The sequence below is a fragment of the Xanthomonas nasturtii genome (genome assembly GCF_023337365.3).
Lineage (GTDB): Bacteria > Pseudomonadota > Gammaproteobacteria > Xanthomonadales > Xanthomonadaceae > Xanthomonas > Xanthomonas nasturtii.
Genome location: NZ_CP142084.2, coordinates 4,285,336 through 4,307,223, shown reverse-complemented (window position 1 = coordinate 4,307,223; position 21,888 = coordinate 4,285,336). Strand labels below are relative to the sequence as shown.

General features: G+C 64.9%; 21 protein-coding genes. 9 read left to right on the top strand and 12 right to left on the bottom strand.

The window, feature by feature from the left end:
* Positions 1-27: 27 nt before the first annotated feature.
* A complete protein-coding gene (locus M3O59_RS18885) occupies positions 28-903 on the top strand; it encodes a cytochrome c oxidase subunit 3 (protein WP_249046537.1) in 876 nt (291 codons plus the stop codon).
* Positions 904-1,001: 98 nt separating this feature from the next.
* Here M3O59_RS18885 and M3O59_RS18880 read toward each other — a convergent pair whose 3' ends face one another.
* Complete coding sequence (locus M3O59_RS18880) at positions 1,002-1,220, bottom strand: twin transmembrane helix small protein (RefSeq protein WP_017157720.1); 219 nt, start codon at positions 1,218-1,220, stop codon at positions 1,002-1,004.
* 60 nt (positions 1,221-1,280) lie between these two features.
* On the opposite strand from M3O59_RS18880, the gene M3O59_RS18875 reads away from it, so the two are divergent.
* Genes M3O59_RS18875 through cyoE form a run of 4 tightly spaced genes read left to right on the top strand, consistent with a single transcriptional unit; the run spans position 1,281 to position 4,682 of the window.
* Positions 1,281-2,006: an SURF1 family protein gene (locus M3O59_RS18875; protein WP_116905657.1), complete on the top strand. Its 726-nt coding sequence runs from the start codon at positions 1,281-1,283 to the stop codon at positions 2,004-2,006.
* A gap of 27 nt (positions 2,007-2,033) precedes the next feature.
* Positions 2,034-2,609, top strand: coding sequence for a hypothetical protein (locus M3O59_RS18870; protein WP_064634396.1), 576 nt, complete (start codon positions 2,034-2,036; stop codon positions 2,607-2,609).
* 10 nt (positions 2,610-2,619) lie between these two features.
* Complete coding sequence (locus M3O59_RS18865) at positions 2,620-3,783, top strand: COX15/CtaA family protein (RefSeq protein WP_064634394.1); 1,164 nt, start codon at positions 2,620-2,622, stop codon at positions 3,781-3,783.
* Between the two features lie 2 nt (positions 3,784-3,785).
* A complete protein-coding gene (gene cyoE, locus M3O59_RS18860) occupies positions 3,786-4,682 on the top strand; it encodes a heme o synthase (protein WP_064634392.1) in 897 nt (298 codons plus the stop codon).
* Positions 4,683-4,906: 224 nt separating this feature from the next.
* On the opposite strand, the gene M3O59_RS18855 is transcribed toward cyoE, so the two are convergent.
* The 6 genes from M3O59_RS18855 to rpsU form a co-directional block, all read right to left on the bottom strand.
* Positions 4,907-6,487: a thioredoxin family protein gene (locus M3O59_RS18855; protein WP_249046934.1), complete on the bottom strand. Its 1,581-nt coding sequence runs from the start codon at positions 6,485-6,487 to the stop codon at positions 4,907-4,909.
* A gap of 168 nt (positions 6,488-6,655) precedes the next feature.
* Positions 6,656-7,702, bottom strand: coding sequence for a bile acid:sodium symporter family protein (locus M3O59_RS18850; RefSeq protein WP_064634390.1), 1,047 nt, complete (start codon positions 7,700-7,702; stop codon positions 6,656-6,658).
* A gap of 110 nt (positions 7,703-7,812) precedes the next feature.
* Positions 7,813-9,561, bottom strand: a complete 1,749-nt coding sequence (gene dnaG, locus M3O59_RS18845) for a DNA primase (protein ID WP_064634388.1) — start codon at positions 9,559-9,561, stop codon at positions 7,813-7,815.
* Between the two features lie 84 nt (positions 9,562-9,645).
* Positions 9,646-10,614 (bottom strand): YihY/virulence factor BrkB family protein, encoded by a 969-nt coding sequence (locus tag M3O59_RS18840; protein ID WP_249046935.1) that lies wholly within the window; start codon positions 10,612-10,614, stop codon positions 9,646-9,648.
* A gap of 569 nt (positions 10,615-11,183) precedes the next feature.
* A complete protein-coding gene (locus M3O59_RS18835) occupies positions 11,184-11,630 on the bottom strand; it encodes a GatB/YqeY domain-containing protein (protein ID WP_064634385.1) in 447 nt (148 codons plus the stop codon).
* Between the two features lie 260 nt (positions 11,631-11,890).
* Positions 11,891-12,106: a 30S ribosomal protein S21 gene (gene rpsU / locus M3O59_RS18830; RefSeq protein WP_002808376.1), complete on the bottom strand. Its 216-nt coding sequence runs from the start codon at positions 12,104-12,106 to the stop codon at positions 11,891-11,893.
* 279 nt (positions 12,107-12,385) lie between these two features.
* Here rpsU and tsaD point away from each other — a divergent pair, with 279 nt between their 5' ends.
* The 3 genes from tsaD to M3O59_RS18815 all read left to right on the top strand — a co-directional run bounded on the left by tsaD (position 12,386) and on the right by M3O59_RS18815 (position 16,288).
* Positions 12,386-13,450 carry a tRNA (adenosine(37)-N6)-threonylcarbamoyltransferase complex transferase subunit TsaD gene (tsaD, locus tag M3O59_RS18825; protein ID WP_249054549.1) on the top strand — a complete coding sequence of 355 codons (1,065 nt, stop codon included), beginning with the start codon at positions 12,386-12,388 and terminating at the stop codon, positions 13,448-13,450.
* Between the two features lie 79 nt (positions 13,451-13,529).
* The gene (gene folB / locus M3O59_RS18820) at positions 13,530-13,886 is read left to right on the top strand and encodes a dihydroneopterin aldolase (protein WP_064634381.1); all 357 of its coding nucleotides are present in this window, start codon (positions 13,530-13,532) and stop codon (positions 13,884-13,886) included.
* 230 nt (positions 13,887-14,116) lie between these two features.
* Entirely contained in the window at positions 14,117-16,288 is a 2,172-nt protein-coding gene (locus M3O59_RS18815; RefSeq protein WP_116905653.1) for a glycoside hydrolase family 3 N-terminal domain-containing protein, read from the top strand.
* Between the two features lie 121 nt (positions 16,289-16,409).
* Here M3O59_RS18815 and M3O59_RS18810 read toward each other — a convergent pair whose 3' ends face one another.
* Positions 16,410-17,576 (bottom strand): PQQ-dependent sugar dehydrogenase, encoded by a 1,167-nt coding sequence (locus tag M3O59_RS18810; RefSeq protein ID WP_116905652.1) that lies wholly within the window; start codon positions 17,574-17,576, stop codon positions 16,410-16,412.
* Between the two features lie 184 nt (positions 17,577-17,760).
* On the opposite strand from M3O59_RS18810, the gene yiaA reads away from it, so the two are divergent.
* The gene (gene yiaA, locus M3O59_RS18805) at positions 17,761-18,201 is read left to right on the top strand and encodes an inner membrane protein YiaA (RefSeq protein ID WP_116905651.1); all 441 of its coding nucleotides are present in this window, start codon (positions 17,761-17,763) and stop codon (positions 18,199-18,201) included.
* A 54-nt stretch (positions 18,202-18,255) separates the two neighbouring features.
* Here the strand turns inward: yiaA and M3O59_RS18800 are convergent, their stop codons facing one another.
* The 4 genes from M3O59_RS18800 to M3O59_RS18785 all read right to left on the bottom strand — a co-directional run bounded on the left by M3O59_RS18800 (position 18,256) and on the right by M3O59_RS18785 (position 21,577).
* The gene (locus tag M3O59_RS18800) at positions 18,256-18,588 is read right to left on the bottom strand and encodes a hypothetical protein (RefSeq protein ID WP_116905650.1); all 333 of its coding nucleotides are present in this window, start codon (positions 18,586-18,588) and stop codon (positions 18,256-18,258) included.
* 177 nt (positions 18,589-18,765) lie between these two features.
* Positions 18,766-19,263 carry a hypothetical protein gene (locus M3O59_RS18795; RefSeq protein ID WP_064634374.1) on the bottom strand — a complete coding sequence of 166 codons (498 nt, stop codon included), beginning with the start codon at positions 19,261-19,263 and terminating at the stop codon, positions 18,766-18,768.
* A gap of 224 nt (positions 19,264-19,487) precedes the next feature.
* Positions 19,488-20,804 carry an APC family permease gene (locus tag M3O59_RS18790; protein WP_116905649.1) on the bottom strand — a complete coding sequence of 439 codons (1,317 nt, stop codon included), beginning with the start codon at positions 20,802-20,804 and terminating at the stop codon, positions 19,488-19,490.
* Positions 20,801-21,577 carry a L,D-transpeptidase family protein gene (locus M3O59_RS18785; RefSeq protein WP_116905648.1) on the bottom strand — a complete coding sequence of 259 codons (777 nt, stop codon included), beginning with the start codon at positions 21,575-21,577 and terminating at the stop codon, positions 20,801-20,803. Before M3O59_RS18785 ends, M3O59_RS18790 begins: the two co-directional genes overlap by 4 nt.
* Positions 21,578-21,888: the final 311 nt, after the last annotated feature.

The following is a 21,888-nucleotide window of genomic DNA, read 5'->3' as shown; positions in this document are numbered from 1 at the left end:
CCCGTACCACGACACGGAAGCAGCGCCATGGCCGATCACAGTTCCAACGCCGATGCGTATTTCGTCCCGACACAGAGCAAATGGCCCTTTGTCGGGTCGATTGCGATGTTCGTGATGATGATTGGCGTGGCCAGTTGGCTCAACGACGCGGCATGGGGGCGCTGGACGTTCTTTGCCGGCATGGCGATGTTGCTCGCGACCTTGTTCATGTGGTTTGGCGACGTCATTCGCGAGTCCAACGCCGGCAACTACAACCGCCAGGTGGACGGCTCGTTCCGCATGGGGATGGTGTGGTTCATTTTTTCCGAGGTGATGTTCTTCGCTGCCTTCTTCGGTGCGTTGTTCTATACGCGCGTGCTGACACTGCCCTGGCTAGGCGGCGAAGGCGATGGCGTAATGACCAACGAGCTGTTGTGGAACGGCTATTCCGCCGCCTGGCCGACCAACGGTCCAGGCACGATCGGCGGGCAATTCCAGACCATTCCAGCCTGGGGATTGCCGCTGATCAATACGCTCATCCTGCTGAGCTCAGGTGTGACGCTGACTATCGCCCATCACGCACTCAAGGGCGGGCGCCGCGGCGGGTTGCTGTTGTGGCTAGGCCTGACCGTGCTGCTGGGCTGTATATTCCTGTTCCTGCAGGCGGAGGAATACATCCACGCCTACACCGAGCTCAATCTCACACTCGGCTCGGGCATCTACGGCTCTACCTTCTTCATGCTGACCGGCTTCCACGGCATGCATGTGCTGCTGGGCACGATCATGCTGGCGGTGATGTGGCTACGCGCTGCGAAAGGGCACTTCAGCCGCGACAACCACTTCGCCTTCGAAGCGGCCGCGTGGTACTGGCACTTCGTCGACGTGGTGTGGCTGGCGCTGTTCCTGTTCGTGTATGTGCTTTGAGGGCGGGGATTCGGGGTTGGTGATTCGGGATTCGCGAAGGCGGCCGGGTTTAGTTTTGACGAATCTCCACTGCCGAATCCCCAATCTCATCGGCCGCGTCAGCGGCCGATGCCATGCGGCTTGATCCAGCCGGTGTAGATGCCGAGGATGACGATGGCAATCAATGCAACCGATAGACCGATGCGCCAGGTCAGCGCGTTGACGGTGCGCTTGGTCTGGCCGCGGTCGGTGAGCAGGTAATAGAGGCCGGCGCCCAGGTTCCACAGGATCACGATCAGGAAAGCGACAATCAGCAGCGTCTTGAGCGAATCGTTCACAACAGCCCCGGTGGTCGTCGGCGTGGTAACGGCATTGCACGCCTTTTTGCGTCGCTTGTCATGATGCGCAAGCACACGGCGGTGCTGGGTTGGTGTCTGGCGTTGCTGGTCAGCGCGGGTTTTGCGGCGCTTGGGTACTGGCAGCTGCAGCGCTTGCACAGCAAACAAGCGTTATTGGAACGCGCTGCGCATGTGCGCGAGATGCCGTTGACCTTGGTGCAAGCGTTAGCCACGCCGCATGCGCTGGCATGGGTGAGCGGAGAGGTGCGTTTTCTGCCGCAGCAGGTGTTGCTGGACAACCAACTGCATGCAGGGCGCGCCGGTGTGCGCGTTTATCAACTTGCCGCGCCGCAAGACAGCCCAGGTACGCTACTGATGGATCTGGGCTGGCTGCCGTTGCCGGCCAATCGGCAGTTACCGACGATCACGCCACTGCGCGGGACCCAGGCAATGCGGGGGTTGCTCAGCGCGCCGCCATCGGCCGGACTTGCGTTGGGGCCGGCATTGGCCCCCGCCGGTACGCCGCAGACCTGGTTGGCCACGCGCCTGGATGCGGAGGCGCTAAGAAGCACGCTTGGCAGGCGCGACATTTCGTCGCAGGTGCTGCGGCTGGACCCCGCACTGCCGGTTGGCTACGCACGCGATCTGGAGATGCTGCCGAATACGCTGCCACCCGCGCGGCACTTGGGTTACGCGGTGCAATGGTTCGGGCTGGCTGCCGCGGTCCTGGCCACCGCCACGCTGCTGACATGGCGTGCGCGACGTCGCCGCCGACGCGGGCACTGACGCCTGCGGCATGAGAAAATCGCCGGCATGACCTCCTCCACATCGGCCACGCCGCACGCGGTCAAACGCGGCCGCAGGATGCTGATTGCCCTGGCGGCGCTGTTCTTCGGCTCGATGTTGCTGGCCGGTGTGCTGCGCTTCTCCGGATGGCAGCCGGCATCGATGCGCAACAACGGCGAACTGCTGAAACCGCCCGCCGACCTGCGTGCGCTGGTGCCGGTGCGTGCGAACGGGCAGCCGTATGCGTGGGCGCCGAGCGAGCGCATCTGGCGCATTGCGGTGGCGCCGCCGGCTGGCTGCACGCAGCAGTGCGTGGTGCTGGCGGCGGAACTGGACAAGGTGTGGCAGCTGCTCGGACACCGCGCCGACAAGGTGGAAATCGTGTGGATCGGCGCGCCGCCGGCCGTGCTGCCGCCGATGCCGGCATTGCGCGTGCTACGCGACGATGCACGCCTGCGCCAGGCATTGCCGCGTGGCAACGATGCGGCCGGCGTGCCGGTGTATGTGATCGACCCCAATGGCTTCGTGATCCTGCGTTATGCCCCGGGCTTCGCGCCGGCCGGCCTGCGCTCGGATCTGGTCAAGCTGCTGAAACTGATGTGAGCCCGTTTCGATGAATCTGTTTGCGCCACCGGCATTGTTCCGTCACTTCCATCGCATGGCCTGGCTGGCGGCGTTGTTCACTGCGAGCACGATCCTGTTCGGGTCGTTCGTGCGCTTGTCCGATGCCGGCATGAGCTGCCCGGACTGGCCGACCTGCTACGGCCGTGTGACCTGGCCGCAAACCAGCGACGAAGCCAACACGCATGTGGCCAGCAAGATCCGCCCGCTGGAATCGCACAAGGCCTGGCGCGAGCAGGTGCACCGTTTCCTGGCCGGCGCGCTGGGCGTGGAAGTGCTGGTGCTGTCGTTGCTGGCGGTGCGTCGTCGCCGCAAGGGCATTGCGCAGGTGGTGTCGGCGGCGGTGCTGGTGGCGTTGTCGATCCCGCTCTACATGTCCGGCTGGCACACCGTGGCCTTTGGCGTGGCGATTGCGGGTGAGGCCATCTTGCTGCTGGCGGCATTGCGCTGGAGCAATATCGATCTGGCGCGCGCGGCGGTGCTGACGCTGGCGGTGGTGATCTTCCAGGCGTTGCTGGGCATGTGGACAGTGACGTTGCTGCTCAAACCCATCGTGGTGATGGGGCACCTGCTGGGCGGCATGCTGATGTTTTCGCTGCTGGTGTGGATGGCGTGGCGCGCAACGCACCTGCCGATCACGCTGGCCGACGCGTCGCGCTTGAAGTGGCTGCTGCGCCTGGGCGTGGCGGTGCTGGGCCTGCAGATTGCACTCGGCGGCTGGGTCAGCGCCAACTACGCGGCACTGGCCTGCGGTGGTGGCAGCTGGTCGGCCGACAATTTCCCGCGCTGCGTCAGCCAGTGGTGGCCGCCGCATGACTTCCGCGAAGGCTTCACGCTGTGGCGCGGCATCGGCGTGGACTACGAAGGCGGCGTGCTGGATGGCGCGGCGCGTATCGCCATCCAGATGGCGCACCGGCTGTGGGCGATTGCGACCGCGCTGTATCTGTGGTGGCTGGCGTGGCGTCTGTCGCGTTCGCCGGGGATGCGGGTGTGGGCAGGTGCGCTGGCGTTGCTGGTCGTCGTGCAGGTGACGCTGGGCATGCTCAACGTCAAGCTGGCGCTGCCGCTGGAGGTGTCGGTCATGCATAACGGCGGTGCGGTGGCCTTGCTGTTCGTGCTGGTCTCGCTGCTGGCGCGGCTGCGCGCGCCGGAGTGAGCATGGCTGTCAGCGCACGCGATTACTGGGATCTGACCAAACCCAAGGTGGTGGCACTGATCGTGTTCACCGCTCTGGTGGGCATGTTCCTGGCCATCCCCGACATGCCGACGTGGCTGCAGGTGCGCACCGGCGCGCTGGGCTTCCTGGGCATCTGGCTGGCGGCTTCGGCGGCGGCGGCGATCAATCAGTTGCTCGACGCCAAGATCGACGCGCAGATGGCGCGCACTTCATGGCGCCCGCTGGTGGTGGGCAAGGTGCGGCCCTGGCAGGTGTTGCTGTTCGCCAGCGTGCTGATCGTGATCTCCATGACCATCCTGGTGATGTGGGTGAACGTCATCACTGCGGTGCTGACCTTCGCCTCGCTGATCGGTTACGCGGTGATCTACACCGTGTACCTGAAGCGCGCGACATCCCAGAACATCGTGATCGGCGGGCTGGCCGGCGCCACGCCGCCGATGCTGGGCTGGGCCGCAGTGACCGGATTGCCGACCAGCGCCGACTGGATCAATGCCTCGCTGCTGGTGCTGATCATCTTCATCTGGACGCCGCCGCATTTCTGGGCGCTGGCGATCTTTCGCCGCGCCGATTACGCCAAGGCGGCGATTCCGATGCTGCCGGTGACCCACGGCGTGCCGCATACGCGCAAGCAGATCCTGGTCTACACCGTGTTGCTGGCGATCGTGACCTTGCTGCCGGTGGCAGTGGGCATGAGCGGGGTGTTCTACCTAGGTGGAGCAGTGGTGCTCAACGCGGTGTTTCTCTGGTACGCGTGGCGCATGCTCGACCCGCCCGACGAACTGTTTTCGATGAAGATGTTCGGCTACTCCATCGTGTACCTGATGGCGCTGTTCGCCTTCTTGATGGTCGACCATCTGCTACTGCCGTGGGTGCGCTAGTGGCAGCGGTGTAGATCTGCCGCGAGACACGCCGTGGTAATCGGTGTTTCCCGTACAAGGCGCCTGAAGCGCATGTTGGCATGCAGCGAGTGCTCGTCGCACAGACAGGCCACCCGCGCCATGTCGAAATCACCGGCGGCGCCTACGTCAGCAGACGCCGCGATTTCGTTCGTATATCCATCGATCCATCACGCGTGCCGCAACAGCAACGCCACCTTTTCAGCTCAGCTCAACCAGCTGGCGCACTTGCTGGTGTTTTTGCTGTCGCAGCTGGACTGCATTTTCTGTTGCAGGCGCGTCAGCACCGCGCTGCCTTGCTGGCGATGCTGCTTGCTCCAGGTCTTCAGTGCGCTGCCTAGCGTGGCGAAGCGCTGACGTGTGCGTTGACGATAGCCATCCGGTTGCCCGGCCAGTTCGCCGATCACCTGCGTGGCGGCGGTCTCGATGCCGGCGGTGTCGTCGGGGCTGAGCCGGATCAGCCCATCCACATACAACACGCCCCATTGCACGCGCGTGGCGGGGCCTTGCGCGCTTTCGTAGGCCTTCCTGAGCCAGGACAGCGCGGTCTTCTTGTCGCCCCGTTGTTCGGCCAGATCCGCCAGCTCGGGCATGTAGTAGTACGGCGTCTTGCTGCGCGACAGCTCGGCCAGCAGCACTTGCTCGGCCCCGCTGCCATCGCCCACTTCGCTCAGCAATGCCGATGCCGTGCTGATGGTGGATTGACGCTCCTCGTCGGTCTTGGCGGTGTCGGTTGCCCACTGCACGCGCTGATGCACGGTGTCTACGACCTCCTTCGGCAGCGGCGGTTGCGGGCCTTTGGCCTGGGTTTCGGTGGGCTGGCCCTGGGCCAGGCGTGCCAGCTGGATGCGTGCATACGCGGTGCCGAGCCGGTCGGAGATCGGCAGTGAGGTGTCGGCGTAGACCTTGTCCAGGGCCTGATTCAGTGCATTGGAAAGCGTGGCGCGCTCGCTGGCCTGGTTGCTGGCGGCGGTGATCAGGCGCACGGGTACATGGCTCAGCGTGCCGAGATTGGCGCGCACCTCTGCCGGGTCGGTGAGCACTGCTTCCAGCAAGCTGCGATTGGCCGGGCTGGCGGCCGGCGGGTGCTTGGCGGCGCTAATGGCTGCCAGGGCGAAGCTGCGCTGCAGCGCCGGCTGCGGCGCCGCTGTGGCGAGCCGGGTGAGCACGTCGGCAGCCTCGTCGGGCTTGACCAGCCGGTCGTCGGTGCCCCAGGCATAGTTGCCGAGCACGGCCCAGTCGTCCGCGCTGAGCTGTTGCGGCGCGTGCAGCGCCTTGTCGAGCAATTGCTGGGCGGTGCTGGTGCTCCTTGCCGCCACCCGCAACACGTCGGTCAGGCGTGCGTTATCGGCATCGCCTGCCAGCCGGGTGATTTCGCTGTGATCCGGGCGCAGCACGATGATGGTGGGATAGCCCTTGACCCCGAAGCGCTCGCCCCAGGCCTGTGCGCCTTCGGAATCGCCATCCAGGTGCACCGCGACGAATTGCTGGGTGCGCGCAATGAAGGCCGGGTCCTTGAACAGCGTGGCCTTCAGCCGATTGCAGGGCGGGCACCAGGCTGCGCCCCAGTACAACAGGATCGGTTTGCCGCTTTCCTTGGCTTCGGCGAAGGCATCGTCCACGTCGCCTTCGCGCCAGGCGATGCTGGACGCCGGTGCCGGTGTGGAGGCGGTCTTGCGCTGTGCGGGCGCCGCCGGCGGGGCAGGCTTGTTGCAGGCAGCGAGCGTGGCCAGCACCGCCAGCAGCGCGAGCATGGACGGGGAAGGGCGTCGAAGCGACAGCGTCATGGCAATCACCGTGGGGCGGCAGGAGGGCGATCGAGCACGCTAGCGAGCGCTGGCGCGCCCGTGCGGCAGCGCGTGATAACCGTTGTATATCTGCTTACAACCCGGATCGGCCTGCGACGCGAACTGCTGTCACGTCGGACGCAGCGAGTGCGCGCTGGCGGCGCGCAGTCAGTGAGGCCCGGTGGCGGCGCGCGGCTCGCTCGGCGCAGTGCGCGCATAACGTGCGGCCACGAAGGCGCACACGATCAGCTGCAGCTGGTGATACAGCATGATCGGCAACACGATTGCGCCAAGCCCCCCGCCGGCGAACATCACCTTGGCCATCGGCACGCCGGTGGCCAGGCTTTTTTTCGAACCGCAAAAGACAATGGCGATTTCATCGGCGCGGCTGAAGCGCAGGCGCCGCGCGATGAAGGTGATCGAGAGCATCGCCGTGGCCAGCAACAATGCTGCCGCGCCCAGTACCGCCAGCAAGGCAGGCAGCGGCGTCTTCTGCCACAGCCCTTCGTTCACCGACGCGCTGAAGGCGGTGTAGACCACCAGCAGGATGGTGCCCTGGTCGGTGTAGCGCAGCACGGCACGGTGCCGTTCGACCCAGCCGCCGATCCACGGACGCAGAAAATGGCCGGCCAGAAACGGCACCAGCAACTGCAGCAGGATTTTGCCGATCGCCTCGGCCGGATGCGCCATGGCGCCCTGGCTGCCGACCAGCGCGCCCATTAGCAACGGGGTGAAAAATACCCCCAGCAGGCTGGAAAGCGAGGCTGCGCAGACTGCGGCCGGCACGTTGCCGCGCGCCATCGAGGTGAATGCGATCGAAGACTGCACCGTGGACGGCAGCGCGCACAGGAACAGCACGCCGATATACAGCTCCGGCGTCAGTGCCAGATGCGCGAGCGGCTTGAACAACAGCCCCAGCAGCGGGAATAGCACGAAGGTGCAGGCCAGGATCACCAGATGCAGCCGCCAGTGCAGCGCGCCGGCCTTGACCGCTTCGCGCGACAGCCGCGCACCGTGCAGGAAAAACAGCGCGGCGATCGCCACGTCGGTGACATCGTCCATGACCGCAGCGGCCGTGCCTGAAAACGGGAGAAACGAGGCCAGCGTGACCGTGCACAGCAGCGCGAGGGTGAAAGGGTCAATGCGCAACCGCGCCAGCAGCTTCTTCATCGAGGTCCGACGGTAGCGCGCGATCACGCGCCTTGTGCGCGCCATTCTACGACGCGTGCGGGCGCTGCCTGTGGCGCCGCGTCACCATCCGCCTGCGCGCGCAGCAGCGCAGCGGTGCCTGTTGCGTCCCTGCCATGACGCCGGCAGGCGAGGCATCACAGCGCCGCAAGTGCCTTGAGCAATTCGCGCATTTCGTATTTGTCGGTGTCGTCCAGCCCTTGCGCGCGCTGTTTGGCCTGCAGTTCTTCCACGCGCTGACGCAGCAATTGCTTGTCGAGCTGGGCGACGACGTCGTGCAATTCGATTGCCCAACTGTGCTCGTCGCCAGGTAACTCCTGCGCTGCCAGCTTCTGCAAGGCGGTCTGCTCCTCGCGCTCGGCAAAGTGCTCCAGCAGCGCGCCGGTGCTGATTTCCGGCCGTTGCCGTACCAACGCCAGTAGCTCCATCAACAACTCGATACCAGGCAGGCGCAACCCGGAAAAATCATGGTCACCCTCCAGGCTCATTGCCAATGACGGCTGTTGCAACAGGATGGCGATCGAGGCACGCACCAGACTGCGTTTCTGCGTGGGCGCACCCATGCGTGCAGGCGGCCGCGGCTTGGCTGCGGACTGCTGCGCGGACGTGCTCGCACCAACGCCGGTCAGGCGCGAGAGTTCCTGCTTCATCAGATCGCCGAACGCGCCTTCCGGAATTTGCGCCAGCATCGGACGCGCACGTTCGGCCAGGCGTGCCTTGCCGTCGAGCGTGTGCAGGTTGATCTCGCGCGACATCTCGTCGAAGAAGAACTGCGACAGCGGCGTGGCCTGTTTCAGGCGCTGATCGAAGGCCTGCGCGCCTTCCTTGCGCACGATGGTGTCCGGGTCTTCGCCATCGGGCAGGAACAGGAAAAACGCCTGGCGGCCGTCCTTCATGCGCGGCAGCACCGATTCGAGCGCACGCCAGCCGGCCTTGCGCCCGGCGTTGTCGCCGTCGAAACAGAAGTACACATCCGGCGCGTTGCGGAACAGCAGCTCGGCATGTTCGGGCGTGGTCGCCGTGCCCAGCGTGGCCACCGCCTGGGTGACGCCGAACTGGAACAGCGAGACCACGTCCATGTAGCCCTCCACCACGATCAGCCGTTCGATCTTCTGATTGGCCTGACGCACCTGCCACAGGCCGTACAGCTCGCGGCCCTTGTGGAACAGCGCGGTTTCCGGCGAATTGAGGTACTTCGGGCCCGGGTCGCGGCCATCGGCCGGCGCGCCCATGATGCGGCCGCCGAACGCGATCACCCGGCCGCGGCGGTCGAAGATCGGAAACATCACCCGGTCGCGGAACTTGTCGTAGACATGGCCGCGGTCGTTCTTGGAAAACAGCCCGGCGCGTTCGAGCACACTCATGCGGCGCGCGTCGGTGCCCAGGGTGTCCTTCAAGGCGCTGTAGCCGTCGGGTGCGTAGCCGATCTGGAAGCGTGCCTGGTTGTCGGCATCCACGCCGCGCCCGTCCAGATAGTCGCGGGCGCGGGTGCTGCCTTCGAGCTGGCGCTGGAAGAACTTGGTGGCCGCTTCCAGTGCCGAATACAGCTCGCGGCTGTCGTCCTGCTGTTGCGGCGTGCGCTGCTGGGTGTCGCGCGGAATCTCCATACCGGCGCGCTTGGCCAATTCATCGACCGCATCGAGAAACTCGAGGCGGTCGTAATTCATCAGAAAACTAATGGCGGTGCCGTGCGCGCCGCAGCCGAAGCAGTGATAGAACTGCTTGGTCGGCGACACGGTGAACGAGGCCGAGCGCTCGTCATGGAACGGGCAGCGCGCCGAATATTCCTTGCCCTGACGCTTGAGCGGCACCCGACCGCCCACTACCTCGACAATGTCGGTGCGGGCGAGCAGTTCGTCGATAAACGCGTCGGGGATGCGGGCCATCCCGCTAGGATATCCCAGCGGCCTGCCAGCGCCCTGTCCCGGCAACCGCCGACTGCGCCAACGGTGCGAAAACCGCAGCTGTCCTCAGCTGCGAGGCGGCGTTGCCGACGCCGATTCCGAGGCTGGCGACGCAGATGCTGCATCGGCAGGCGGCACGATCACCGGCGGATGCTCGGGGTCTACCCCGGCCTCGCGCAATTTGCGATGCGAGCGCACGCGCTCGTCGATCACCGCGGTGATCAAGGCGCCAACGAAGAACACCACCGAGGCGTAGTACATCCACACCAGCAGGATGACCAGCGTTCCCATCGAGCCGTACGCGCTCCCCGGCGCAGCGGTGGCGATGTACACGCCGATGGCATAGCGGCCCAGCGCAAACAACAGTGCAGTGATGACGCCGCCCAGGAATGCCTGGCGCCAATCGACGGTGCGATCGGGCAGGTAGCGATACAGGAACGCGAACGCCAGCGAATACAGGGCCAGCGTGGTCACGTAGCCGACCGCCGGCAGCACCGATGGCAGGCGCGCGAACACCACCTGCAATGCAGTGGTGGCGATCATCGACACGATCAGCAAAAAGCCCAGTGCCAGGATCACCCCGAACGAGAACACCCGCTTCTGCAACCACGCCATCAGGCCGTCCAGGCGTTGCTTGTCGGTGCGGAAGATCAGGTTCAAGGCGTTCTGCAACTGCGCAAACACCGCGGTGGCGCCGATGAACAACAACAGCGTGCTCCACAAGCCAGCCAGCGAGCCAACGCCGGGCTGGTCGGTGGCATTGCGAATGATGGTCTGGGCCACTTCGGCGGCGCTGCCGCCGGCCAGTTGCGCGACCTGCTGCACCAACGCTTCCTGCGCCGGGGGGTAGAGCGAGGCGGTCAACCACAACAGCAGCACCAACAGCGGGGCCAGCGACAGCAGTGCGTAGAACGACAACGACGCAGCCTGCGTCATCACGTCGATCTCGATAAAGCGGTTCAACAGTGCCATCGGCACGCTGCGCTGCAGACGGCTCAGGTGCTTGTGCAGATAGGTGGTCGAAAGCGTGGTCACCGGCGGAGAATCCTTGGCGCATACCGTTATGCGCGCAGGCGAAATCAGAGCAAAGTCGGTATGCGGAAAGACCTTGCCCGCGCCTGCGCTGACGCACCTCTTCTACCAGGGCCGGATCGAAGGAGGGGTGAAAGCGCGCACGTATCAAAGGTGGAACCTGGGCGTAGCAGCTGGCGTGGGTGGCCTGCCGGTTATCGGCAGCGACGTGCGCCGTATGTGCGCCCTCCATTTCAACTCGTGCGAGCTGGACGTGTGCGTGCTTCAGCGCGCAAGCTGTCCAAGTCCTGGCGCCGCGCAGTTTTTATAAGGACGCAGGATGTGCGGCACAGCGGCTGGGTGCGTTTGAACGTGGTGTTGCGTCCTGGGGAGTGCTTCGCGTGTCGCAGATATGCGACAGCCGTGTCTTTAGAAGACCGGACCACAGCAAAAAGGCTCGTTGGGACGCTCGTCTGTTCAACTGGAAGGCCCACTCGCCATGTAGCACAGCAGCGTGGCAGTGAGCAGCGCCGCTGCAGGCGCGGCGCACCGTCCGCAGTGCCCTGGCCTTGGCGCAGGGCACTGCGGTGACATCAGCCAGCCAGGTGCTGCTTGACCAGGGTCGATACCAGGCCCATGTCGGCCTGACCGGCGAGCTTGGGCTTGAGCGCACCCATCAGCTTGCCGATGTCGGCAGGGCTGCTGGCACCGGTCTCGGTGATTGCGGCCTGGATGGCCGCCACGATTTCCGCTTCGCTCATCTTGGCTGGCAGATAGCGCTCGATCACCACGATCTCCTCGCGCTCGATCTGCGCCAGGTCGTCGCGGGCGGCGGCTTCGAACTGGGTGACCGAGTCCTTGCGCTGCTTGACCATCTTGTCGAGCACGGCGATCACGGCGGCATCGTCCATCTCGATGCGCTCGTCCACTTCCTTCTGCTTGATCGCGGCGTTGATCAGCCGGATCACGCCCAGGCTGTGCTTGTCGCCGGACTTCATGGCGGCTTTCATGTCATCGGTGAGCTGCTGCTTGAGAGGCATGCGTTGACTCCTGAGGGTGGGTGTCCAAGGGTGGCCGATGCGCCGGAACGGGCTGGTGCGTCGACCGAAATGTGGGGCAGGACGCGCGTGGCGACGAACGCTGTGGGCGGCATGCATGTCGCCTGCACTGCGCGATGTCGTTGATGCCTTATGACAGGCCAATACAAAAAGCCGGCGACGCTTGCGCGTGCCGGCTCTTGGGTTCGCTCCCGATGGGTCGCGCCTTCAGCGCAGACCCATCGGCAAGGAACCGCGTTCGATCAATACAAGCGCTGGCGCTTGGTGACGTCGCGCGAGGAACGACGCAACTGACGCTTCACAGCAGCTGCAGCCTTACGCTTACGCTCCTGGGTCGGCTTTTCATAGAACTCGCGCTTGCGGGTTTCGGCCAGCACGCCGGCCTTTTCGCAGGTGCGCTTGAAACGACGGAGCGCAAATTCGAAGGGCTCGTTCTCGCGGACTTTAACGCTGGGCATGTGTTCTCCAGAAAATGGGATTTCCGTCCGGGAGCCCCGGGCGGGTGCGAGCGGACTCGCGTGACGGAATTTCCGGGTTGCCCCGGCGAGCCGCGCATTATAACGACTTGCCAACGACCTGCAAGCCCCCGGCAGAATTTTCCGGCACGACGCTTGTAAAGCGTGCGCGCAGGCCGGAAACGGCAGCGCGCGCGAGGCGGCGCAGCATCGCGTCACCGGCGCATCCGCGCAGCGCAAAAACTGCGAAAATACGCGCATGTCTGTACCTGCCGAGCTGCCGTGAAAGTCCTTGGGATCGAATCATCATGCGATGAGACCGGCGTGGCGGTCTACGACACCGCCTTGTCCGGCGTGCCGGCGCTACGCGCCCATGCGGTGTACAGCCAGATCGCACTGCATGCCGAATACGGCGGCGTAGTGCCGGAACTGGCCAGCCGCGACCATGTGCGCAAACTGCTGCCGCTGATCCGCCAGACCCTGGGCGAGGCCGGGCTGCGGATCGATGAACTGGATGGCGTGGCGTATACCGCCGGGCCGGGGCTGGTCGGCGCACTCCTTGTAGGTGCGGGCGTAGCGCGCTCGCTGGCGTGGGCGCTGGACGTCCCTGCGATCGGCGTGCATCACATGGAAGGCCACTTGCTGGCGCCGTTGATGGAAGATGACCCGCCACAGCCGCCGTTCGTGGCCTTGCTGGTGTCGGGCGGGCATACCCAATTGGTCTCGGTGAAGGCGCTGGGCAGCTACGAAGTGCTGGGCGAGACCCTGGACGACGCGGCCGGCGAGGCCTTTGATAAGACCGCCAAGATGATGGGCCTGCCGTATCCGGGCGGCCCGCAGCTGGCGGCGCTGGCCGAAACCGGTACGCCGGGGCGCTATAAATTCGCGCGGCCGATGACCGACCGGCCCGGGCTGGATTTCAGTTTCAGCGGGCTCAAGACCCAGGTGCTGCTGGCCTGGCGGGCCAGCGACCAGTCCGACACCACCCGGGCGGACATCGCGCGCGGCTTCGAAGACGCGGTAGTGGAGACCCTGGCAATCAAATGCCTGCGCGCGCTGGATGCGGCCGATTGCAATACCTTGGTGGTGGCCGGTGGCGTGGGCGCGAACAAGCGCCTGCGCGCGCGGCTGCACGAGGCCGCGCAACGCCGCGGCGGCCGGGTCTGCTTCCCGCGCCCGGCCTTGTGCACCGACAACGGCGCCATGATCGCCTTCGCCGGTGCGCTGCGCCTGGAAGCCGGCGAGCGCGCCGACGCGGCAGTGCATGTGACGCCGCGGTGGGATATGGCGAGCTTGCCGCTGTTGGCGGCGGCGCGGGATTCGGGAGTGGGGATTGGGGATTCGTAGCCTGACCTTCTTGTGTGCCCTGCTCCTGTCTGCCTGCTCTTGCTGATCCCGACTCCCCAATCCCCAATCTCGGCTCCCCATGGATAAAGTATTTATTGAAGGTCTCGACATCGATGCGCTGATCGGCATCTACGATTGGGAGCGGCGCATCCGGCAGACCTTGCGGTTCGATCTGGAGATGGGCTTCGATAACCGCATTCCGGCGGCCAGCGACGACATTGCCGATACGCTGAACTACAAGGCGGTAAGCAAGCGCTTGATCGAATTCGTGCAGGCCTCCGACTTCGGGTTGGTCGAAACCCTGGCCGAGCGCTGCGCGGCGATCGTGCTGGACGAATTCGGCGTGCACTGGCTGCGTTTGAAGCTGAGCAAGCCCGGTGCGGTGCGTGGCGCGCAGGCGGTGGGTGTGATCATCGAGCGCGAACGGGTGGCCTGACGGCGGGCGGGGGCCTGCCTCACCCGCCATGTCTGCCCATGGCCGAGCGCTGGAGAAGCATGGGGGGCCGCGGATCAGGGGCCCGGATGCCGGCGATCCATCGCGCTAAAGCGCCACGCGAGCGGGCGCTACAAATCCCCGATCCCAGCGCCCGGCCCTCAAAAACTTGCCTTCCCGCAGGCGCGTCAGGCTAGAATTGACGGCCATGTAAACGTTTTCTCAAGGATCTCATGGCTGCTGATCGCATCGAAACCCTGATTGCCCGGATGACCGTCGAAGAGAAGGTTGGACAGTTGGGTGTGTTCGCCGACATGGTGCGGCCGTTCGCGCCGGACGTGAATCCCGAAGCCAACGTGCTCAACGCCGACGAGGTGTTGCAGCAGGTGCGCGCCGGCCGGGTCGGCTCGCTGTTCAATGGCGTCGGCGCCGCGCTGGGTGTGCAGATCCAGAAAGTCGCCGTGGAAGAGAGCCGCCTGGGCATCCCGGTGATCCTGGCCGCCGACGTGATCCACGGCATGCGCACGGTGTTCCCGATCCCGCTGGGCGAGGCGGCCAGTTTCGAACCGGACCTGGCCGAGCGCACCGCACGCGCCACCGCGATCGAAGCCACTGCGGCCGGCCTGCACTGGACCTACGCACCGGCGGTGGACATCGCCCGCGACCAGCGCTGGGGCCGCGGTGCCGAAGGTGCCGGCGAAGACGTGGTGCTGGGCGCTGCCTTTGCTGCCGCACGCGTGCGCGGGTTCCAGGGCAGCGATCTGAAAGCCCACGATTCACTGCTGGCCACGCCCAAGCATTTCGCCGCCTATGGCGCGGTGGCCGCGGGCATGGAATACAGCACCGTGGACATTGCGCCGCAGACCCTGCGCGATGTGCACCTGCCGCCGTTCAAGGCAGCCTTCGATGCCGGCGCGTTGACCGTGATGTCGTCCTTCAACGACATCAATGGCGTGCCGGCCAGCGCCAACCACGAATTGCTGACCGAGATCCTGCGCGGTGAATGGCAGTTCCCCGGTGTGGTGATTTCCGATTACACCGCCGACATGGAATTGATCGCGCACGGCTATGCCGTCGATGAGCGCGACGCGACCAAGAAGGCGTTCCTGGCCGGCCTGGACCTGAGCATGCAGAGCGGTTTTTATGCCGCGCATCTGCCGTCGCTGGTGGAAAGCGGCGAGGTGCCGATGGCGACCCTGGACGCGAGCGTGCGACGCATCCTGCAGCTGAAAGAAGCGATCGGCTTGTTCGACAATCCGTACCGCTCGCTGGACCCGGCGCGCGAAGCCGACACCGCGCATCTGCCGGCCCATGACGCGCTGTCGCGCGATGCGGCGCGGCGTTCGATCGTGTTGTTAAAAAACCAAGGCGCGGTATTGCCTTTGAAAAAGAGCGGCCAGCGCATCGCACTGATCGGGCCATTCGTGCAGGACCGCGAGAACATCGAGGGCTGCTGGACCTTGTTCGGCGACAAGCAACGCTACGTGACCCTGGAGCAGGGCGTGCGTGCGGTGGTGGGCACCGAATATCTGAGCGTGGTGGCGGGCTGTGGTCTGGAAGAGGCGCTGCCGGGCGGTATTTCCGCGGCCATCGATGCCGCGCAGGCGGCCGATGTGGTGGTGCTGGCGTTGGGCGAGCCGCAGCGCTTCAGTGGCGAGGCGCAGTCGCGCACCGAGATCAGCTTGCCGCCGGCGCAACAGGCGCTGGCCGAAGCGATTGCTGCCACCGGCACACCGATGGTGGTGTTGCTGCGTAACGGCCGCGCGCTGGCGTTGAGTGGTGCAGTGCGCGACGCCGACGCGATTGCGGTGACCTGGTACCTGGGCACGCAGACCGGCACCGGCGTGGCCGATGTGTTGTTCGGCGACTACAACCCGTCGGCGCGTCTACCGATCAGTTTCCCGCAGGTCACCGGGCAGCAGCCGTACTTCTACAACCATTTGCGGACCGGCCGCCCGGAATTGCCCACGCTGTCCGAATACAAGGCGCGCTGGCGCGAAATGCCCAACGAGCCGTTGTATCCGTTCGGGCATGGCTTGAGCTACACCACGTTTGCGTATGCGCAGCCGCAGTTGAGCAGCGCGCAGGTGGGCTGGGATCAGACACTGACCATCACCACGCGCGTCAGCAACACCGGCAAGGTGGCAGGCGAGGAAGTGGTGCAGTTGTATGTGCACGACCGCGTGGCCAGCCGCGTGCGGCCGGTGCGCGAACTCAAGGGTTTCCGCAAGGTGCTGCTGCAGCCGGGCGAGAGCCGGGACGTCGTGTTTACGATGACGCGCGATGCGCTGGCATTCACCAATCACAAGGGCGTGTTCGGTGCGGAGCCGGGTCTGTTCGATGTGTGGGTATGTGCGTCGGCCAAAAGCGGCGAGGCAGTGACCTTCGAGCTGCTGGAGGCCTGAGTAGCGCTGCTTGACGTGGAGGTTCACGCACATCGCCGGCATCATCTTTGCAACTGCTGCTGCAATGCGGTCTAGCTGCGGGCAAGGCGCTCGCAGCTAGACTGCACGGACTCAACGATGCTTACGCGTCGTTCTCGACCGCCGCCTTGCTCTTGGGGGTCAGCTTGAGCAGGCGTCCGGTGCTGCCGCTGGCCTCGTCTTCCAGCAGCCATAGTGCGCCGTCCGGGCCTTGCTCCACTTCGCGGATACGTGCGCCCATGTCGTAGCGGGCCACTTCGCGCGGTTGGTCGCCCAGCGACACCTGCACCAGCGCCATCGACGACAGCCCGCCGATAAAGCCATTGCCGCGCCATGTCGGGAACTGCTTGCCGCTGTAGATCACAAAGCCTGCCGGCGAGATCACCGGCGTCCAGCTGATCTTGGGCGCGGCAAATTCCGGGCGCGTGTTGTGGTCCGGGATCGGTGTGCCGTCGTAGTTGTCGCCATTAGACACGATGGGGTAACCGTAATTGGCGCCGCGTTGAATCAGGTTCAACTCATCGCCACCGAGCGGGCCCATTTCGTGTTCCCACAAACGCCCCTTGCCGTCGAAGGCCAGGCCGAGAATATTGCGGTGCCCCAGCGACCACACCTGTGCGGCAACGCCGCCTTGCGCAGCAAACGGGTTGTCGGCTGGCACGCTGCCATCATCGTTGAGCCGGATCAGCTTGCCGAGATTGGCCTTCATGTCCTGGGCGGGGGTGAATTTCTGGCGTTCGCTGGAGCTGATCCACAACTTGCCATCCGGCCCGAACGCGAGCCGATGCCCGAAGTGACCGTTGCCGGTGACCTTGGGATCCTGGCGCCAGATCACCTTCAGGTCCGACAACGTGCCGCCGCCGGTTGCATCCAGCGTGAGCTTGGCGCGCGCCACCGCGGCGCCGCGCGTGTCGCCCTGGCCCGGTTCGGCGTAGCTCACATAGACCAGGCCGTTCTTGGCGAAACGCGGGTGCGCCAGGACATCGCCGAAGCCACCCTGGCCGCCATACGCCACGGACGGAATGCCGGTGATGGCGCTCTTGCGTTTGGTCTTGGGGTCCAGGCGCATCAAGGTACCGCGCTTTTCGCTTACCAACAGGGTGCCGTCGGGCAGGAAGGTCATTGCCCAGGGTTCGTCGAAATCGGCAACCGTGGTGGCCTGAAACGGCCACTGCGCCTTGGGAATGGAGGCCGCGGGAGCGGCAACTGAGGCACCGGCGGTGAACAGGGTGGCCGAGCAGGCCAGTGCAAGCAGACGTCGGACAGACATGTGGTCCTCCAGGGGAAAGGGCGCGGTAACGCTGCAGCCCTCCCGCAACGTGTCCCGCGTCGGGTTTTCAAGTACCTTACACGACGCCGCCGAGGCCGCCCTTGTTGCAGATCACTGTCTGCAAGACGTCCGCGTCCCACATCGTCGTATGTCATGCATCGTTTCACCATGAAAAGGAGTTTCCATGGCCATGCAAAAAACCTCGCCTGCTTTTATCGCCGCATCCTGGGCCGCATTGTTGCTGGGCGGTGCGGCGTATCTGATCGGATTGTGGAATGCCCAGATGTTGCTCAATGAAAAGGGCTATTACTTCACGCTGTTGCTGTTCGGTTTGTTCGCATCGGTGTCGTTGCAGAAGAGCGTGCGTGATCGTGCCGATGGAATTCCTGTCACCGGGTTGTACTACGCCATCTGCTGGTTCTCGCTGATCGCTGCGTTGGTACTGCTGACCATCGGCCTGATCAACGCCACCCTATTGCTGAGCGAGAAAGGTTTTTATGCGATGGCCTATGCGCTGAGCTTGTTCGGCGCAGTTGCCGTGCAGAAAAATACCCGCGATGCGATGGATATCAACGACGCATCGCGCAGTGCGCGTAACGTACCGGTACCGCCAGCGCTCGACTGACATATTGAAGATCGTGCCATGTAACAACGCCACCTCGACGGTGGCGTTATCGTGTTAGCGCTTATGTGTATCGTCGCCAGTGACGAAATCGGCGGCGTTTTCCCAGGCGCGCTTGACGGCATGCCGCGCCTTGCTCCAACTCAACGAAGAGGTTCCACGCTTGGCTTCCCAATCGCGATGCAGCTCGGCCTCCACCTGATCATAGGCGCGCGCGTTGTCGCGGATGCGCGCCTCATGTCCTGCCAGATAGGCACCTTCGTAATCTTCGTAGCGATCGCCTTCGGTGTAATACGGCTCTTCGGTGAAGCGTTCACGCCAATAGCTGGATACGTTCTGACTACGGTCTTCGTCCGGTGCGCGGCCCGGAATCTGATACGGCACGTTCATGCGCGTCTCCGTGGTGAATGTGCGACCTACTGTAGGGTGGGCAGTGTTAATTTCGTTGGCAGAGCGGGTGAGGAGGGCATCAAGGTGATCATTTCAACGCGATGCACTGTGGCGTCCTGCAGTGCGCTATCACGGCAGCGACTTGCGTCAAGCAGTGTCTCCAAGACGACGTGTCAGTCAGGTGGTCGCTGAGGCCGCCTCGTACGGTAACGGGGTCGCGCCTGCCGCCACCATGGCAGGTTCTGCGTCCTGCAACGCGGCCTGCTCTGCATCGACAATCACCAGCACGCGCCCGGCCTGGATTTCATCTTCGAACTGACGCCGTACCGGATCGGGCACCGTTGCGCCGATCAGCGCCGAGGACCAACTGCCGACCAATGCGCCGGCCAGTGCCATGACGCCAGCACCAGCCAAGGTCAGCCCGATCGGCGGCACCGCAATGGCCACCAGACCTGCCACCAGGCCGGCGGCACCACCGGTCGCCGCACCACGCGCGGCAGCTGGGAGAAAGTCGGTTTTGGCGTCCTTGCGTTCGTCGGGCACATCCTGCAGTTCGATATCGGAGCGGGCGATCAACGACAGCGCATCGTTGTCGATGCCGGCGCCACGGGCGGCCAGCAGCACGCGTTGCGCGCTGTCGAGATCGGCGGTGCTGTAGACATGGCGCAGTTTCATCGCAAACTCCCACGCAGGTGAGAACCGCAGCGTTGGGCGTGCGCAGTTAGGCACGCGTGAGCACTGCGCGAGCACATCGCGAAAGCGCGGTTGCCAACAGGCGGGCGCGTCGCTGTCATCCGAGCACGGCTAATGCCTGGAATTTTCGCCTGGCGCGAGTACTGCAGTGCTGCACGCCGCTCCAATTCTGATGGATTGCCGTTCGTTGCCGTTCGTTGCCGTTCTTAAGTGTTCTCACTCTGCTTGCGCGGAAACAGATAGAACACCCAGCCGACCAACAGCGCCACGCCTGCCGCGGCCAGGTTCTGCCAACTGGCGCTGGCCAGCAACCCCAGCGACAGCAGCAAGGCGGCGATGGGAATGGCCGGGCCGCCAGGCAGGCGCACGGTGTCGGTGCGTTGCCGGTACCTGCGCGCCAGTACGATCACCGCTGCTGCGGTGCCGATGTAGGCGAACAGGCGGGTGACCATCGATAGCAGCGCCAACTGGGTAAACGATCCCGACAACGCCAATGCAAGCGACAGCACGCCCTGGGTAAGCACCGCTGCGGCAGGCGTGTGGAAGCGCGGATGCACGCGTGCCAGAAATGCAGGGCCATACCCATCGCGTGCAAGCGCAAACAGAAAACGCGGGCCCAGCATCACCGTGTTGCTGGTGGTGCCGAGGATGGAAATGGTGGCGCCCACGGTCAGGATCAGCGCCAAGGCTTCGCCGCCGAATCGGCTTGCGGCATCGGCCAAGGGTGTGGGCGATGCGGCAAGATTGGGCAACGTTCCTTGTGCCACCACCTGTACCGCGGCGTAGATCAAGGTGACGGTGACGATCATGGTGATCAAGGCGAAGGGCACATCGCGCCGCGGGTTGCGGTATTCGCCAGCGGCTGCCGGAATGTTTTCGAAACCCGCGTAGGCGAACAGCAGCAACAAGGCCGCTTCGCCGAGATTGCCCAGGTCGCGTAGATCGGGCGTGGTGCCGGCAAACGCCCACGACCAATCCACATAGAACAAGCCGATTGCCACGAACAACAGCAATGGCACCAGCTTGCCGATCACCAGGGCGATACCTGTGCGCGCGGCCGATTTCACGCCGATGACGTTGATGGTGGTGAGCAGGCCCAACGAACCGACCACCACCAGCAAGCGCGCCCAGGTATCGGTGGAGGCCGTGGGCCAGAACCGCGCCACCGCGTCAGCCAGACCATTGCTCAAGGCGGCCGCCGAACTGATGCGGGTGAGCCAGATCATCCAGCCGATCTGAAAGCCGACGAACGGGCCGAACGCTTCGCGCGTGTAGAGATAGCTGCCGCCCGGCGTATCGAAGTAGCTCGCCGCCTGGGCATAACACAGCACCAGCAAGGCCACCGCCAGGCCGGCCAGCATCACTGCCCACAGACTCATCGGCCCCAGCAGGGCGGCGGTCGCGGCGGGCAGCAGATAGATGCCGCTGCCGATGACATCGTTGATCGACAGGCCGACAATCTGCCAGCGGCTGACGACGCGGACCAGGCCAGTGGCATCCTGTGCGGGCTGCGGTGTGCTCATTGCGCGTCCTCGGTCAGTGCGGGCAATTGCCACGCAGCGTGAAGACGTGCGTACTCGGCGCGCGGCAGCAGCACGAACAGGGGGTGATCGTCCGGCTTCAACCAGGCAAGCAGGCGTTGCATGTCGGCCGCTGCCATTGCGGTGCAGCCGGCAGTGAACTGGCCTGGCGTGCGCCACAGGTGCGCGAAGATGCAGCTGCCGCGTCCGGGAATGGCCTTGGGATTGTGCGCAATCACCAAGCCCTCGCTGTAGCGCGCATCGCCGGCGTGGCGCAGGTCCAGGCGCATCGGTTCGGTGGAGCCGGCAACGGCTGCTTCGCCCACCTGCGTTGCATCGACAATGCGGTTGTACAGCGGCGAGCTGGGTACATCCATGCAGTAATGCGTGGCGCTCATCGGCTGGTACGGCATCGCGCTATCGATGCTGGGCGCATAGCCAAAGGCCGGGCCGATGGCGAACACGCCGGCAGGGCTGCGGCCATCGCCTTCGCGCTTTTGCGGCCCTTGCGTCTGCGCCGGATGCAGACCCTCGCCCCATGCACTGCCATGGCGGCCCAGCGCCACTGCGAAGCTCGCTGCGGCCGGTTGCCATTCGCCATCCACACGCTTGAATGCTTGCAGACGCGCCTGGGTGCTGTTCCAGTCCGGCGTGGTCACCACAATCAATGCGCGTGCTTGATTCAAGGCATCGATCGGACCGGCCGCGACGGCGAGGCTGCTACAGCCCGCCAGCGCCCACAGCACGAGGGATCGAAACACGGTGGCAAGGCGCATGCAGGCTCCGGTGAATGGGTCGAGCGGGACGAGTCCAGGGTGGATACACGGTGTGTGGAGACGGGCGCTAGGTGGCCCCGTGACGCACACCCTCATGTCGCTACTGTACTCAGCAATGCGGCTGCGTGGCGCATTGTGCGCGGCATGTTTGTGCGCCTGGTTGGTGATGCTTGTAGCAGTGGACGCAACTCTGTTGTGGTGTCACGCATATGTGCGGCTCGGTTGTATTGAAGCCTTTGACTTCAGTGAGCGGGTTGCAGAGCGGATGGTCTGCGGCTTGGCTGCGGGGCCCTTGCCCGGCCACCGTCGCG

What these genes read in the sequence shown, in the direction of transcription:
- M3O59_RS18885 (WP_249046537.1), top strand. Translation starts at nt 28, where the DNA reads ATGGCCGATCACAGTTCCAACGCCGATGCGTATTTCGTCCCGACACAG.
- M3O59_RS18875 (WP_116905657.1), top strand. Translation starts at nt 1,281, where the DNA reads ATGATGCGCAAGCACACGGCGGTGCTGGGTTGGTGTCTGGCGTTGCTG.
- M3O59_RS18870 (WP_064634396.1), top strand. Translation starts at nt 2,034, where the DNA reads ATGACCTCCTCCACATCGGCCACGCCGCACGCGGTCAAACGCGGCCGC.
- M3O59_RS18865 (WP_064634394.1), top strand. Translation starts at nt 2,620, where the DNA reads ATGAATCTGTTTGCGCCACCGGCATTGTTCCGTCACTTCCATCGCATG.
- cyoE (WP_064634392.1), top strand. Translation starts at nt 3,786, where the DNA reads ATGGCTGTCAGCGCACGCGATTACTGGGATCTGACCAAACCCAAGGTG.
- M3O59_RS18855 (WP_249046934.1), bottom strand. Translation starts at nt 6,487, where the DNA reads ATGACGCTGTCGCTTCGACGCCCTTCCCCGTCCATGCTCGCGCTGCTG.
- M3O59_RS18850 (WP_064634390.1), bottom strand. Translation starts at nt 7,702, where the DNA reads ATGGCGCGCACAAGGCGCGTGATCGCGCGCTACCGTCGGACCTCGATG.
- dnaG (WP_064634388.1), bottom strand. Translation starts at nt 9,561, where the DNA reads ATGGCCCGCATCCCCGACGCGTTTATCGACGAACTGCTCGCCCGCACC.
- M3O59_RS18835 (WP_064634385.1), bottom strand. Translation starts at nt 11,630, where the DNA reads ATGCCTCTCAAGCAGCAGCTCACCGATGACATGAAAGCCGCCATGAAG.
- rpsU (WP_002808376.1), bottom strand. Translation starts at nt 12,106, where the DNA reads ATGCCCAGCGTTAAAGTCCGCGAGAACGAGCCCTTCGAATTTGCGCTC.
- folB (WP_064634381.1), top strand. Translation starts at nt 13,530, where the DNA reads ATGGATAAAGTATTTATTGAAGGTCTCGACATCGATGCGCTGATCGGC.
- M3O59_RS18815 (WP_116905653.1), top strand. Translation starts at nt 14,117, where the DNA reads ATGGCTGCTGATCGCATCGAAACCCTGATTGCCCGGATGACCGTCGAA.
- M3O59_RS18810 (WP_116905652.1), bottom strand. Translation starts at nt 17,576, where the DNA reads ATGTCTGTCCGACGTCTGCTTGCACTGGCCTGCTCGGCCACCCTGTTC.
- yiaA (WP_116905651.1), top strand. Translation starts at nt 17,761, where the DNA reads ATGGCCATGCAAAAAACCTCGCCTGCTTTTATCGCCGCATCCTGGGCC.
- M3O59_RS18800 (WP_116905650.1), bottom strand. Translation starts at nt 18,588, where the DNA reads ATGAACGTGCCGTATCAGATTCCGGGCCGCGCACCGGACGAAGACCGT.
- M3O59_RS18795 (WP_064634374.1), bottom strand. Translation starts at nt 19,263, where the DNA reads ATGAAACTGCGCCATGTCTACAGCACCGCCGATCTCGACAGCGCGCAA.
- M3O59_RS18790 (WP_116905649.1), bottom strand. Translation starts at nt 20,804, where the DNA reads ATGAGCACACCGCAGCCCGCACAGGATGCCACTGGCCTGGTCCGCGTC.
- M3O59_RS18785 (WP_116905648.1), bottom strand. Translation starts at nt 21,577, where the DNA reads ATGCGCCTTGCCACCGTGTTTCGATCCCTCGTGCTGTGGGCGCTGGCG.